Here is a 14,023-nt window from a genome sequence, read left to right on the forward strand (position 1 = left end):
CCACAGACGGAAGGAAAAGGATTTCGGCCTTGCCGCCGCGCGCGTTCAGGAGGTCGACGAACTTTCGACACTCCTGAGCATGCCGCGACCAGGTCGGCGACTTGTCGGTGTTGTCGCCGAAGACGAACTGAATGGGGATCCGCGTAAGCTTCCGGAACGCCTCGGGCGACACCATCACGGGGCCAAAGCGGTCAGGGGGCTTTGCCCCGGCGAAATCCGTCGAGAAGACGTAGCCTGGATTCTCGTACGCCACGATCGCCTTGACGTTGTCGCCCTTGAGCGCCGTCAGCGGCGCGCGAAGGGCTACATCGCCGCCCTCTAACCCTCAGCGGGCGCGAACGGCGCGGCGTCGCCCTGTTGGGGGCGTGGCGTCGGGTCGCCCGCGATCCGCTTTCCAGGGCGCAGGGCGGGCGTGGAGAGAATGGCGACCGCCCCGACCAGGGAGATGGCTCCCATGCCGTAGAAGCCGCTGCTGAAACTGCCCGTCGCGTCGCTCAGCACGCCGAACAGGAAGGGCGTGGAATAGCCCGCGAAGTTGCCGAGGGTGGTGATCAGGGCGAAGCCGGCCGCGGCCGCGGCGCCCATCACGAAGGTGCCCGGCAGCGAGAAGATGGTCGCGGAGGCGACCACGAACCCGCAGTGGGCAAGCACCAGCCCCGACAGGGCCAGATAGGCGTTGCCGCTGAACGTGCCGGCGATGCAGAGCCCCACGGCGGAGGCCAGGAAGCCGCAGGTGGCGTGCCAGCGCCGTTCGCGGGTCTTGTCCGAATGACGCGCATTCACGATCAGCACGACGCACGGGATCACCGCCAGGCCGGCCGCGATCAGGCCGGTGTTGAACACCGTCGTGCCCCCCACCTTCTGGATGATCGTCGGCAGCCAGAACTGGATGCCGTAGAGCGTCGAAAGGTTGCAGAAGTTGGCGAGGACGATGCACCAGATGTTAGGGTTGCGGAAAGCATCGGCGAAGCGATGACCGATGCCGGCGTCGGTTTGCGTCTGCTTTTCCGCGGCCAGGTCGGCGATGACGAGGGCCTTCTGCTCAGGGCTGAGCCAGCCCGCCTCCGCGGGACCGTTGCGCAACACGATGAACACGATGACGCCCAGTATCGACGCCGGCAGGCCTTCGATCACGAAGACCCATTGCCAGCCCGCCAGCCCGAGCCACCCGTCCATGAAGCTCATGATCGTGCCGGACAAGGGGCTGCCGATGATCGAGGCGAAGCTGCTGCCCAGCACCATCACGGAGATCGCCTGGGCGCGCAGGTGCTGGGGGAACCAGTAGGTCATGAAGAGCAGGGCGCCGGGATAGAAGCCCGCTTCCGCGACGCCGAGGATAAAGCGGACGCCATAAAAATGGATCGGCGTCTGCACGAGGGCGGTCGCCGCCGACAGGATCCCCCAGACGATCATGATCCGCGCCAGCCACAGCCGGGCGCCGACGCGATGCAGGATCATGTTGCTGGGGATCTCGACCAGACAATAGCCGATGAAGAAGATGCCGGCGCCAAAGCCGTACATCGCCGCGGTCAGACCGATCGCCTCGCCCATCTGCAGCTTGGCGAAGGCCACGTTGACGCGATCGAGGCTGGCCATCGTGTAGCCGACCAGCAGCAGTGGCAGGATCTTCCAGGCAATCAGATTGTAAGCCCGCCAACGCGCCTCGTCGGTCACGCTCGCCCTGCCGATCAAGTTCATGACTCTCCCCCGAGACTGCCGCCGCCGATTGTCTTCGTGGCTTGCGCTGCGTCGGCGCCAGGATGCTGTTCCCCCCCGCGCATTCAAGCATCCGCAGAGCATTATTCCGACTGGCGAAATCTCGCCGCCTACTCGAAGCGTAGGCTGATCGCGCCGGCGACGCCGAAGTGGCTGCGCAACGAGGGAAGTTCAGCTTTCCGCGTCCCGAAACTTTCGCTCCCCGAAAAGCTGCAACTCGGCGCTTTCGCCGTGACGGCAGCGTCGATCAGGATGACGCCAGCCGCAAAAGCACGGCGGGGGGAGCGAAATGGCCGCAACAGGGCCGGCGACTGCAGACGGGGGATACGCGGGATGAGCGCCCCAGCACGCCAAGCATCCGGCGGATGGCGCTACAAGGAGCCTCCGCTGACCGATCTCGACGCCGGGGCCGAGACCTGGATCGCGCGCGGCGCGAACTTCGTGGCGGGAGGACGAGCATCTCGAGATGGCGAGCCCATCGGTGCTGGTGGTTCCGCCGACCGTCATCGACACCAGCCGCAATGTCGGCGAACAGCCTGGGCGACTGATCGACGTCTTCGCGCCGCCGCGGGTCGATTTCTCCCAGCGAGATGGCCTGGTCGCCAACGCGGCCGACTATCCGATGCCAGGACCATGAGACTCTAGATCGATCTCTCCGTCCGACGACGTAGGAGAAGAGTCGATATCTGCACTGAACAATAGACGGCGACGGCGTCACTCGCCCTGGCGCGGTGTCAATAAAAGGGGAGGGCTAGACATGGCAGCCAACAGGCCAATACTTGTACTTTGTAGATCCAGCGCGCCACTCGCACTGGTCTGGATGATGCAGAGCGCGCCGGCGATGGCGCAGGACTCATCGCCGAGACCGGTGACGACAGGCTCCGCGGACGCTGGCGTCGCGTCCATCGAAGAGGTGATTGTCACGGGGTCCCGGCTTGGCCGTTCCGGGTACGACGCTCCGACGCCCGTGAACGTGGTTGGCCAGGATCGCATGGAGCGCCTCGCCGTCACCAATGTTGGCGATGCGCTCAACCAGATCCCTTCATTCCGCCCCATCACCTCGCCGGCCACAAACAACTTCCGGGTCTCCGCCAATATCGGGGCCCGATCGCTGGATCTTCGCGGCCTTGGCGCCACCCGCACCCTGACCCTCATCGATGGGCGCCGCTTCGTGGCCGCCGGCGATAATGGAACCGTCGACCTCAACAGCATCCCCTCGATCATGGTGCAGCGGTCCGAAGTCGTCACCGGCGGCGCGTCGGCCGCCTATGGCGCGAACGCAGTCGCCGGCGTGGTCAACCTGATCCTCAACAACAGGTTCGACGGCATCAAGGTCGAAGCCTCCACCGGGGTCACCCGGCAGGGCGACGGCAGGAACTACTATGCGGCCGGGACCGCCGGGACCGACTTCGCGGGCGGTCGCGGCCATGTCGTCTTCGGCGGCGAGTATTCCAAGGAAGACGGTCTCGGCCAGTGCGAGACCCGAGACTGGTGCGCCAAGTACACAAACTACCTGGTCAACCCGGGCTACAGCGCGGCGACGCGGACCAGCACCAATGGCCTGCCGGCCACCCTCGTCCTCGACAACATCATGTTCGTCTACAACGAGAACGGGATCCTCACCGGCGCGACCAAGCCCAACGGTTCCGGCGGAACGATCACCCTGGGCCAGCAACTCCTCAACACCGGCGCCACCTCCCTGCCGGCCGTCCTGCGCGGCAAGCAGTTCGACGCGAACGGCGACCTCGTCCCCTACACCTTCGGAAATCTGCTGAGCGGCCTGTTCGCGCAGGGTCGCGACCCGACCCAGCCCTACCTGATCGGCCAGGCGCCGGCGCCTCTGGTGGTGCCGACCAAGCATTTCTCGACCATGGCGCACGCCGACTACGACGTGAGCGACTCGATCACCGCCTCGGCGGAATTCATCTATTCCCGCGCCCAGGGATCGGTGCAGTCGACGGTCCCGCTGGACGGGCCGGCGACGATCGACATCAACAATCCCTACCTCTCGGCCGCGACCCGCGCCACGGTGCTGGCGGCGGACCCCGCGATCACCAAGCTGCTGGTCAACCACGGCGCCTGGGCGCTCGGCGCCTCCACGATCGCGAACAGCACGCTCGACACCTACCGCGCCGCACTGGGCCTCAAGGGAGAGCTAGGCGCCGGTTGGAGCTGGGACGCGTCGTACACCTATGGCCGAGTCCACAGCGACGTGGTCGACAAGCGGGTCCGCCTGAAGGAATGGAACAACGCCATCGACGCCGTGCGGGCGCCGGCGGGCCTGCCCGGCATCGCCGCCGGCACGATCATCTGCCGCACGACGCTGACCAATCCGACCAATGGCTGTATCCCGATCAACCTGTTCGGGTTCGGACAGATCAGCCCGGCGGCGGACGCCCGCTACAATGTGACCGAGACCCAGACGCGCACCTACAAGCAGCAGGCGCTGGCGGCCAACCTGCGCGGTTCGCCGTTCAGCACCTGGGCGGGCGAAGTCAAGGTGGCCATTGGCGCGGAATGGCGACGGGACACGGCCGTGGGCGGCGTCGACGCCAACACGCTGGCCGGCGCCTATATCGCGCCCGCGACCACGCCGCTCCCGTTCACCAAGACCACGGTGACCGAGGGATACCTGGAGGTCGGCGTCCCCCTCCTGAAGGACTCGCCGCTCGGCGAGGCGCTGGACGTCGATGGCGCGGTCCGGCGGACGCACTACAATCCGTTCGGCAACGCCACGACCTGGAAGGTGGGCGGCGTCTACACCCCGGTCTCCGACATCGCCTTCCGGGTCACGCGCTCGCGCGACATCCGGGCGCCCACGGCCCAGGAATCGAGCCCGAACGCAACAACCACGAACCTGCCGCAGCCCGACCCGTTCATCGGGTCCACGACCCTTCAGCTGACGCTGACCGGCGGCAACCCGGACCTGGAGCTCGAGCGCGGCGACACCTTTACAGCCGGCGTCGTGCTGCGGCCGAGCTTCATTCCCCGGTTCAACCTCTCGGTCGACTACTACGACATCAAGGTAAAGGGCGCGATCGACACCTTGAGCAGCACCGCGATCGCCAACGCCTGCAAACAGCAGCAACTGCTCTGCAACCTGATCCTGTTCAACCCAAACGGGTCGATCAACACGGTCTTCTCCACCTTCCAGAACCTGAGCCGGCTGCACGCCGAGGGTTATGAGCTCGTTGCGGACTATCGCTTGCCGGCCTTCGGCGGCGATTTCGACATCCAGGTGAATGGCAACTATGTCGTCGATCTGTCGACGATCGGCGGGACGGGGCTCGTCTCGCAGTTGGACGGCGTCACCGGCAACACCGGCACGATCCAGAACATCCAAGGTGTCCCGCGCTGGCGAGGCGACGTCGTGGTGACCTATTCGCAGCCGCGGTGGTCCGTCACCGCCCACGGTCGCTACATCCCCAGATCGATCCTCGATCCGACCAAGATCGGCCCCAGCCAGGCCGGCTACAATATCAACGACCCCAACAGCGTGAACATCAACCACGTCGATGCGCGGCTCTATATCGACCTATCGGCCCGGATCAGGTTCCCCGACGCCACTGGCGCAGACCGGTATGAGATCTTCGGCAGCATCAACAATCTGTTCGACAAGGGAGAACCCAAGCAGCTCAGGCTGTTCGGCAACGGTCTCTACTACGATCCCTTCGGCCAAAGCTTCAAGGTGGGCGCGAGGGCGCGGTTCTAGGAGCTGTAGACCCTTAGGATTGCGGCGGTTCCGAAGCGTGATTCGAGACTGCCTTTTTGGCGCAGCCGTGGGCGTGGCGGATCGCCTGGCGCGATCGACGACCGGGCGGGCGCCGGGACCGCCAAGGGCCGCGCTCGGAACAGGCTCCGCGCGATCGTGTCGGCGGCGCCGCACCGCCCGGCGAAGCGCCAAGCTGAGCCGGAACGGAGCGTGGCGCGGGGGCCCGTGGGCGATTAGGTTCCGCGTCGCATGGATTTCCTCGACGTTCCCGGCGCCTCGGGCGCCCAGTATCGCTTCCGGCGGGCCACCATGGCGGAGCTGCCCATGACGGCCGGCAACGTGATCGCCGTGGTCGGCGTCCCGGCGAAGCGGCGCTTCCTGCTCTGCGGCGCTGCGCGAAGCCTGAACCGCGCCGCGCCGCAGATCGAAGCGGCGCTGCGCGAGGCCCGCAAGGCCCAGGTCTACATCCGGCTGAACATAGCCCGCGCCGTCCGCGAGGCCGAACACGCCGACATCGTGGCGGCGGTCTGTCCCGAGGCCGAGCTGCCCGACCTCGGCTGATCCAATCGCGAGATGACGGCGACCGTCAACGCGAGTTGGCGGCGGGCGCCCGCCCGACGACAGCCGCACCTGGAGACCGGGCTCAGTTCTTCGGCGGGCCGGGCGGCGTCGGAGCCGGGGTGACCATCGCCCGGTCCGCGGGAACCGCCGAAGGCGACCCTCCGATCCTGGCGCGGAGAGCTTCGAAGGCGGGCTTTGAGCTTGCATTCCGACTCGTGAAGGCGTGGCCGTGGCGCCGCACCGACGACATATCGGCGTTGTCTCAGGCGCCTTTGCCTTGGAACGCGGGTTGTCCTCTCGTTGAGTTGTCGTGTGCGGACGCTCCCAAAGAAGCGTCGTTGGGAAGGAACAATCGAATGAAGCGGACTCTATTGGCCGGCGCGAGCGCGTTCGCGGCGGGCGCAGGCCTTTTTGGGGCGCCAGGCGCGGCGCTGGCGCAGGCGACCCAAGGCGCCATGGTCGACGAGATCGTCGTGACCGCCCAGATGCGGGAGCAGAGCCTGCAGGATGTCCCCGTGGTGGTCACCTCGGTAAACGCCCAGCAGCTCCAGGACGCCGGCGTACGAGACATCAAGGACCTCACCATCGTCGCGCCGGGGCTCACCGTGACCTCCACCAGCAGCTCGGCGATCACCACCGCCCGCATCCGCGGCATCGGCACTGTTGGCGACAATCCCGGCCTGGAGTCGTCGGTGGGTGTCGTCATCGACGGGGTCTACCGTCCGCGCAACGGCGTCGCCTTCAGCGACCTGGGCGAGACCGAGCGCATCGAGGTGCTGAAGGGCCCGCAGGGCACGCTGTTCGGCAAGAACACCACCGCGGGCGTGATCAACATCATGACCAAGCGGCCCTCGTTCAACGTCTCGGCGACGTCGGAGGTGCAGGTCACCAACTACGACGGCTTCGGCGCCTCGGGCTCGCTCAACGGCCCACTGATCGACGACCTGCTGGCCGCTCGAGTCTATGTCGCCGCCCGCGAGCGTGACGGCTATTACAAGACCGCCGGCCCGGACAACAACGACCAGGACTTCTACACCGGCCGGGCGCAGTTCCTGCTGACGCCCACGCCCGACCTCGATCTGAACGTGTCGGTGGACTATACCAAGCGCGACGAGCGCTGCTGCGGCGCGGTGCAGATCCGGAACGGAGCCACCCAGGCGATCATCCAGGCCCTGGCGCCCGGAGGCCTGGCGAACCCGCCGGATCCGGACGAGTTCCGCGACTACAGCAACCGCAGTTTCCTGAAGACCGTGGTCGACACCGGGTGGGCGGCGGAAGCCAACTGGACGACCCCATGGCTGGGCGGCGCCAAGCTGACCGCCATCACCGCCCTGCGCCACTGGAAGCAGACCGGTGGCGCCGACGTCGACTGGACCTCCGCCGACATCCTCTATTCCCCGACGCTGCGCGATAGCTCCAACCCCGGCTCCAGCAAATTCCAGACCTTCAGCCAGGAGGTCCGGCTGGCCGGCGCCACCGACAAGCTGAACTGGCTGGTGGGGGCGTTCTACACGCGCGAGGACCTGGACCTCCACGTGAGGACGGTGACGTACGGCCGGCAGTACGAGCAGTACGTGAACGCCTTGTTCTCCAACACGCTCTCGACGGTGTTCACCGGCCGCCCGCTGGGGACCACATTTGTCGCCGGCCAGGGCCAGGACGACCTCTACAGCCAGCGTGAGGAAGGCTTCTCGATCTTCACCAACAACAGCTACCAGGTCACCGATGCGCTCGAGTTGACCGTGGGTCTCCGCTACACCTGGGAAGACAAGGACCTCGACACTTTCTGGAGCAACACCGACGGCGGCTCCGGCTGCGCCTTGGCGCTGGCCCGGGCCTCCGTTCGGGGCGGCCAGGTGCCGACCTCGCTGATCCGCGCCGACGGCACTCTGGCCGCCGGCCCCTATCAAGTGCTCTGCGCCTCTTCCAACAGCCCCGCCTTCGGGCGCATCGGTACGAACGAGCAGCACCTCAGCGAGAAGAAGCTGACCGGCACGGCGAAGATCGCCTACCGGTTCTCGCCCGAGCTGATGACCTATGCGTCCTACGCGCGGGGCTACAAGGCCGGCGGCTTCAACCTCGACCGGATCGCCACGACCAATCAGACCGTCGCGGGCCAGCCGACCGCGCCCGTGCTGGACACCAGCTTCGCGCCGGAAAAGGTCGACTCCTATGAGGTGGGCGCGAAGAGCACGCTGCTGGACCGCAAGCTGCTGCTGAACGCCACGGTGTTCTACCAGAAGTACGGGGACTTCCAGCTCAACGCCTTCAATGGCCTAGTCTTCTCGGTGGCCTCGGTGCCGAAGGTGATCTCCAAGGGCGTCGACCTGGACTTCATCTGGTTGAGCCCCGTGGAAGGCCTGACCTTCAACGGCGGCGTCACCTACGCGGAGACCTACTATCCGAAGAGCAATCCGCTGTTCCTGGGCGGCAACCTGCCGGGCTCCCGGCTCTCTCTGGCTCCGCTCTGGTCCGGTTCGCTGGGGATCACCTACGAGCACAAGATCGGCGACGACCTGATCGGCCGCTTCGCGGTCAATTCGAAGAGCGTGTCGGGCTACAACACCGGCTCCGACCTGGATCCCGTGAAGAACCAGCCGGCCTTCACCCTGGTCAACGCCCGGGTGGGCCTCGCGTCGGCCGACAAGCGCTGGGCTGTGGAGGCGTTCGCCCAGAATCTGTTCGACGATGTCTACTATCAGGTGGGCTTCAACGCGGTCCTGCAGTCGGGGTCGTACGACGCCTTCCTGGGCCAGCCGCGCACCTACGGCGTCGCCCTTCGCTACACCTACTGACCGGCCCGACCAGCGACCCGTTCCCGGCTTCACTTGCCGGGAGCGGGCGCTGCACTCGGACATCGGCCCTGCTGCCTCGGCTCGCCATCAGCGCGGAGCGACGCAAGGGAGGGGTAGAGCGTTGGCGCGGCCTGGACCGTGAAGCAGGATAGGCGGGGCCCGACGGCGATAGCGAGGATTGTTCGTGGCGCCCGTCAGACGGCGTTGATGGGAATCTTCAGGTAGCGGACGCCGTTGTCCTCCGGCTCCGGGAGGCGCCCGGCGCGCATGTTGACCTGCACGGAGGGTAGGATGAGCCGCGGCATATCGAGCGTACGGTCCCGGGCCTCGCGCAGGGCCACGAACTCGACCTCCCCGACTCCCGCATGCACATGGATGTTGGTCCGCCGTTCGTCGCCGATGGTCGTTTCCCACGCGAAGGTGTCGCGACCAGGCGCCTTGTAGTCGTGACACAGGAAGACGCGCGTCGCGTCCGGCAGGGTCAGGAGGCGCTGGATCGAGCGAAAGAGGGTGGCCGCGTCGCCGCCAGGGAAATCGCATCGTGCGGTCCCATAGTCGGGCATGAACAGGGTGTCGCCGACGAAGGCGGCGTCGCCGATGACATAGGCCATGCAGGCCGGCGTGTGGCCGGGGACGCGCAGGGCTATGGCCTGCAGCCCGCCGACCGCGAAACGCTCGCCGTCCTTGAACAGGTGGTCGAACTGGCGCCCGTCGCGCGGGAAGTCGGCCCCGGCGTTGAACAGCGCCCCGAAGGTGTCCTGGACCCGTACGATCCTGTCGCCGATCGCGAGCCGACCGCCAAGGGCGGCCTGCAGGTAGGGCGCGGCCGAGAGGTGATCGGCATGGGCGTGGGTTTCCAGCTGCCAGGCCACTTCCAGCCCTTCCGCCCGGACGTAGGCGATCAGGGCGTCGGCCGAGCCGTGTGACGTGCGGCCCGCGGCCGGATCGTAGTCGAGCACGCTGTCGATGATGGCGCAGGCCTTGGAGGCCGGGTCGCGCACCACATAGCTGACGGTGAAGGTCGCTTCATCGAAGAAGGCCCGTACATCTGGCTGCTGGGATGGCGCGCTGCGCGCGCCCTCGACGAGGGTGCGCGCCACCTCTGCGGCCACATCGGCGGAGGCGGTCGGATCACGCATCGTGGAAACTCATCGGTTGCATCGCCTTGTGGAAATATATATGCGAATATATGCAGATACAAGCTCGATCGGTGATCGCCCACCATGTCCGTGTTCATGATCGTCTCGGCCCTGGCGAGCGGCGCCCTGGTCGGCGCCCTCCTTGGGCTGTTCGGCGGTGGCGGATCGGTGCTCGCGACGCCCCTGCTGCTCTACGTCGTGGGGATCCGGGATCCGCACGTGGCGATCGGCACCTCGGCCGCCGCGGTGGCGGTCAATGCGGCGATCAGCCTGATGGGTCACGCGCGGGGCGGGCGGGTGAAGTGGCCCTGCGCGACCGTCTTCGCCGGTGCGGGCCTGATCGGCTCCTTCGCGGGCTCCGGCTTGGCGAAAGCCGTCGAGGGCCAGCGACTGCTGTTGTTCTTCGCGGTCGCCATGGCGGCCATCGCGCTCTCCATGCTTCGTCGCCCGAAGTCGGCTGGCGATCCCGATGTCCACATCACCCTGCCGCTGATGATGAAGCTCGCGCCGCTGGGCGTCCTGACCGGGCTGGCGGCGGGCTTCTTCGGGATCGGAGGCGGGTTCCTGATCGTCCCGGGCCTGATGGCGGCCACCGGCATGACCCTGGCCAACGCGGCGGCCTCCTCCCTGCTGTCGGTGTCGGTGTTTGGCGCCGCGACCTCGCTGAACTACGCCCTGACCGGCCAAGTGAACTGGCCGGTGGCGGCCCTCTTCATCCTGGGCGGCCTCGGCGGGGGAGCGCTCGGCGTGCGCGCGGCCGGCCTGCTGGCCGGGCGCGTCGTGCTGGCGCGACGCCTGTTCGCCGGGCTGGTCCTGCTGGTCGCCGCTTATGTCGCCTGGCGGGCCGTGGGCTCATAGCCGGCCGGAGACGTCCAGGATGGTCGTACACAGCGCCAGCGGCGCGGGGCGGTGGCTGACGATCACCACGCCCTGGCCGGTGCGGAGCAGACGCCGGTCCAGGGCCGCCACCAGCGCGGCCTCGGTGCGGGGGTCAAGGCCCTCGGTCGGCTCGTCCAGGAGGAGCCAGGGCGCATCCCGCAGATAGGTGCGGGCGAGCGACAGTCGCCGCCGCTCGCCGCCGGACAGCACCTCGCCCCCGTCGCCGATCCACGTCGCCAGGCCATGGGAAAGGCGCCGCACGCGGGCGTCCAGCTGCGCGTCGGCCAAGGCGTCCCAGAGGGCGGCGTCATCCGCCGCCGGCGCGGCCAGGCGAAGGTTTTCCGCCACCGTGCCGGTGACCAGGCGCGCGTCCTGCGGTGCATAGGCGAACAGGGACCGCGCCCAGCCGAGCGGTGCGCTCTCGAGGGGGGTCGCTGCGATCGAGATCCGAACGGCGGGCGCAGCGCGAAGGCCGACCAGCGCTTCGAGCGTGCGGGTCTTCCCGCAGCCGGAAGGACCGGCGAGGCCAAGCCTGGCGCCGGGCTCGAGCCGCCGGCCGTCGATCTCCAGGGCGGCGTCCGACGGCGGGTCCGTCTCGTCCGGGCCCGGGTCGACCAGCACCGCATCCAGCCGGGTCACCGCCTCGCGATAGGCCCCGCGCTGTTGCGCCGCCCGCAGCAGGCCGGCGACGCCCTCCGTCCCGGCGAGCGCGGCGAGCACCGCCAATGCGGCCAGCGGCAGGGGCGCCGCCGAGACCAGGAGCGCCACCGCGACGAGCGTCGCCGCGCCCAGGCCCGCCTGGAGGAGGTTGAGTACGGCTTCAGCGTCGCTGCGCTTCAGGGTCGCCCTGCCGAGCGCGGTGTCGTGGGCCATGAGCGCTTCGATGGCCCGTGGGGTCAGGTCGAAGCTCCGCAGCTCCGGGGCGGCGGCGAGATAGGCGCCCAAGCCATCCTTCAGGCGGCCCGCGGCGCGAAGCTGGTCGCGGCCGGCGTCGGCGGTGAGGCGTGCGGCGAGCCGGCGGCCGGCCAGGATCTGCGCCGCCAGGCCCAGCAGGAACGCGAGCACGCCCCAGGGCGAGGCCAGGGCGATGACGGCGCCCGCCGCGCCCGCCCCGGCGGCTGCGGCCCAGGGCGCCGAGCGCCGCACGAACTCCGTCTCCAGGACATTGACGTCCTGCACCAGACGGGCGGCCGCCTCGCCGGACGAAAGCGCCAGTGAGATCGTCGGAGGAGCCGCCGCAAGCCCCGCGAACAGGGCCGGGCGCAGGGCCGCCAGGGCCTGGAAGGCGGCCCGGTGGCTGAACAGCCGCTCGCCGTAGCGTCCGGCGGTGCGCACGATCGCCAGGCCGCGCAGTCCGGCGCTCGGCAGCAGGTAGTTGAATGCCCAGACGGCGGCTGGGCCGGCCGCGCCCGCCAGCGCGGCGCCGGCGAGGAACCAACCCGAGAGCCCCAGCAGCAGGGTCGTGGCCGCGGCGGTCGCCGCGCCGCAGGCGGCGGCGATCCAGAGGTCGCCGCGGCGCCGCCGGACCTGACCTGCCAGGAAATCGCCGATCGGGGAGGGGGCGCTCATGGCAGTCTCACCACATGGTCGGCGGCGGCGGCGAGGGCCTCGGAATGGGTGGCGACGATCACCGTGCGGCCGTGGGCGGCCTGGCGGATGATGGCGATGATTTCACCCTCGGCCACAGGGTCGAGATCCGCGGTCGGCTCGTCGAGCAGGAGCAGCGGCGCGGGCTTGAGGAGGGCCCGCGCGAGGGCGAGGCGGCGGCGCTCGCCGCCCGAAAGCCCCGACCCGCGCTCGTCCAGGCGAAGGTCCGCGCCGGCCTCGCGCCGGGCCAGCGCCGGCCCGAGCCCCACCAGGTCGGCCATCGCCAGCGCCGCCTCGGGTGACACTCCGGGCGCGGCGGCCATGAGGTTGTCGATCAGCGAGCCCGGCAGGAAGGCTGGCGCCTGGCCCGCCCAGGCGGACAGGCTGGCGAACCCGCCGGTGTCGGCGAGGCGCAGGCCGCCGACCTCCACGGATCCGGTTTCCAGGGGGGTCAGGCCGAGGATTGCGGCCAGCACTGACGACTTTCCCGATCCGGTCGGCCCGACGATGGCGGTGACCCGTCCGGCGGGCGCTGTGGCGTCCAGCGGGCCGACGACGAGATCGCCGAAGCGCAGGCTGAGGTTGCGAAGCCGGACGTCCGGCGCGGCGTCCGCGGGCAGCGCCAAGGCCAGCGCGGCTGGGGGTGGTGGGATGGCGAGCATGGGTCGCAGGCGCTCGGCGGCGGCTTCGCCGAGCTGCTTCTCGTGATAGGCGCCGGCCAGCCTCCGCATCGGCGCGTAGAACTCCGGCGCCAGGGCCAGGGCGAAGAAGGCGTGCCGGAAGTCCAGGGTCTCCGGGACCTTGAACGGCAGCAGCCCCAGCAGCGAGAAGCCGCAGTAGACGGCGACCAGCGCGACCGCCAGAGCGGCGAAGAACTCCAGCCCGGCCGTCGAGATGAAGGCGATCCGCAGCACGCCCAGCGTCCGCCGGCTGACCTCTTCCGCCGCTTGGGCGACGCGGGCTGTCTCCTGCCCCTGCGCCTGGAACGCCAGAACGACAGGCAGCGCCCGGACCCGGTCGACGAAATGGCCGGAGAGCTGCGCCAGGGCCTCGAACTGGCGGGTGGCCGCCGCCGCGGCCGCGCCGCCGGCTAGCGCCATGATCGCCGCGAACGGGACCAGGGTGGCCAGCAGGATGGCGGCGCTCACCGGACTGGCCAGGGCCACGGCGCCGGCGATCAGCAGCGGGCCGAGCCGGGCCTCCAGCGCGGCGGGCTGGAACTGGGTGAAGTAGCCGTCAACCGCGTCGATCTCGTCGACGACGGTCGCGGTCGCCTCGCCCAGGGACGCCCCATCGCCGCGGCGGCGGCCAAGGACCGCACCCAGGGCCTCGCGCCTCAGCCCCGCCTTGACCCTCAACGCATGGCGCGCGGCCAGGCGGGCGATCGCCCAGGACGCCGTCGCGCGCACGGCCAGGGCCGCGCCGAGGCCCACGAGTCCGGGCAGGGCGGCGCGCCCGGTCAGCACCCAGGTCAGGCAGAAGGCGAAGGCCGCTGCGCCGGCGGCGTTGATCGAGGTCAAGGCGAGAAGGGGACCAGTGGGCGCATGAGCCGCCCGTCCACGGAGCGCAAGGAACCTCCTGTTGGCGGCGGTGTCGGCGGCGCTCATCGGATCATAAATGCATAATTGCGCATC

At 69.0% G+C, this 14,023-nt stretch carries 10 protein-coding genes; 5 read left to right on the top strand and 5 right to left on the bottom strand.

Annotated elements, in window-relative coordinates; translation table 11 throughout:
- Positions 1–253: alpha/beta hydrolase family protein (locus tag EPO51_RS05125; RefSeq protein ID WP_293346789.1), on the bottom strand; the 253-nt coding region annotated here is incomplete at its 3' end.
- Between the two features lie 65 nt (positions 254–318).
- A complete protein-coding gene (locus EPO51_RS05130) occupies positions 319–1,698 on the bottom strand; it encodes an MFS transporter (protein WP_293346792.1) in 1,380 nt (459 codons plus the stop codon).
- Positions 1,699–2,182: 484 nt separating this feature from the next.
- Here EPO51_RS05130 and EPO51_RS05135 point away from each other — a divergent pair, with 484 nt between their 5' ends.
- The 4 genes from EPO51_RS05135 to EPO51_RS05150 all read left to right on the top strand — a co-directional run bounded on the left by EPO51_RS05135 (position 2,183) and on the right by EPO51_RS05150 (position 8,784).
- The gene (locus EPO51_RS05135; protein ID WP_293346796.1) at positions 2,183–2,353 is read left to right on the top strand and encodes a cupin domain-containing protein; all 171 of its coding nucleotides are present in this window, start codon (positions 2,183–2,185) and stop codon (positions 2,351–2,353) included.
- 204 nt (positions 2,354–2,557) lie between these two features.
- Positions 2,558–5,428 carry a TonB-dependent receptor domain-containing protein gene (locus EPO51_RS05140; RefSeq protein ID WP_293346799.1) on the top strand — a complete coding sequence of 957 codons (2,871 nt, stop codon included), beginning with the start codon at positions 2,558–2,560 and terminating at the stop codon, positions 5,426–5,428.
- Between the two features lie 249 nt (positions 5,429–5,677).
- A complete protein-coding gene (locus EPO51_RS05145; protein ID WP_293346801.1) occupies positions 5,678–5,989 on the top strand; it encodes a hypothetical protein in 312 nt (103 codons plus the stop codon).
- Between the two features lie 356 nt (positions 5,990–6,345).
- Positions 6,346–8,784 carry a TonB-dependent receptor gene (locus EPO51_RS05150; RefSeq protein WP_293346804.1) on the top strand — a complete coding sequence of 813 codons (2,439 nt, stop codon included), beginning with the start codon at positions 6,346–6,348 and terminating at the stop codon, positions 8,782–8,784.
- Positions 8,785–8,978: 194 nt separating this feature from the next.
- On the opposite strand, the gene EPO51_RS05155 is transcribed toward EPO51_RS05150, so the two are convergent.
- Entirely contained in the window at positions 8,979–9,923 is a 945-nt protein-coding gene (locus EPO51_RS05155; RefSeq protein WP_293346807.1) for an MBL fold metallo-hydrolase, read from the bottom strand.
- Positions 9,924–10,007: 84 nt separating this feature from the next.
- Between EPO51_RS05155 and EPO51_RS05160 the strand changes: the two genes are divergently transcribed.
- Positions 10,008–10,781, top strand: coding sequence for a sulfite exporter TauE/SafE family protein (locus EPO51_RS05160; RefSeq protein ID WP_293346810.1), 774 nt, complete (start codon positions 10,008–10,010; stop codon positions 10,779–10,781).
- On the opposite strand, the gene EPO51_RS05165 is transcribed toward EPO51_RS05160, so the two are convergent.
- On the bottom strand, positions 10,776–12,371 hold the full coding sequence (locus EPO51_RS05165) for an ATP-binding cassette domain-containing protein (RefSeq protein ID WP_293346813.1): 1,596 nt from the start codon (positions 12,369–12,371) through the stop codon (positions 10,776–10,778). The two genes, EPO51_RS05160 and EPO51_RS05165, sit on opposite strands and share 6 nt — an antisense overlap.
- Positions 12,368–13,909: an ATP-binding cassette domain-containing protein gene (locus tag EPO51_RS05170; RefSeq protein WP_293346816.1), complete on the bottom strand. Its 1,542-nt coding sequence runs from the start codon at positions 13,907–13,909 to the stop codon at positions 12,368–12,370. The genes EPO51_RS05165 and EPO51_RS05170 overlap by 4 nt, the downstream gene beginning before the upstream one ends.
- Positions 13,910–14,023 lie beyond the last annotated feature (114 nt).

Origin of the sequence: Phenylobacterium sp., assembly GCF_004297125.1 — a bacterium.
GTDB lineage: Bacteria > Pseudomonadota > Alphaproteobacteria > Caulobacterales > Caulobacteraceae > Phenylobacterium.

Coding starts and splice junctions, on each gene's coding strand:
- EPO51_RS05160 (WP_293346810.1), top strand. CDS start 10,008: ATGTCCGTGTTCATGATCGTCTCGGCCCTGGCGAGCGGCGCCCTGGTC.
- EPO51_RS05145 (WP_293346801.1), top strand. CDS start 5,678: ATGGATTTCCTCGACGTTCCCGGCGCCTCGGGCGCCCAGTATCGCTTC.
- EPO51_RS05155 (WP_293346807.1), bottom strand. CDS start 9,923: ATGCGTGATCCGACCGCCTCCGCCGATGTGGCCGCAGAGGTGGCGCGC.
- EPO51_RS05165 (WP_293346813.1), bottom strand. CDS start 12,371: ATGAGCGCCCCCTCCCCGATCGGCGATTTCCTGGCAGGTCAGGTCCGG.
- EPO51_RS05140 (WP_293346799.1), top strand. CDS start 2,558: ATGGCGCAGGACTCATCGCCGAGACCGGTGACGACAGGCTCCGCGGAC.
- EPO51_RS05150 (WP_293346804.1), top strand. CDS start 6,346: ATGAAGCGGACTCTATTGGCCGGCGCGAGCGCGTTCGCGGCGGGCGCA.
- EPO51_RS05130 (WP_293346792.1), bottom strand. CDS start 1,698: ATGAACTTGATCGGCAGGGCGAGCGTGACCGACGAGGCGCGTTGGCGG.
- EPO51_RS05135 (WP_293346796.1), top strand. CDS start 2,183: ATGGCGAGCCCATCGGTGCTGGTGGTTCCGCCGACCGTCATCGACACC.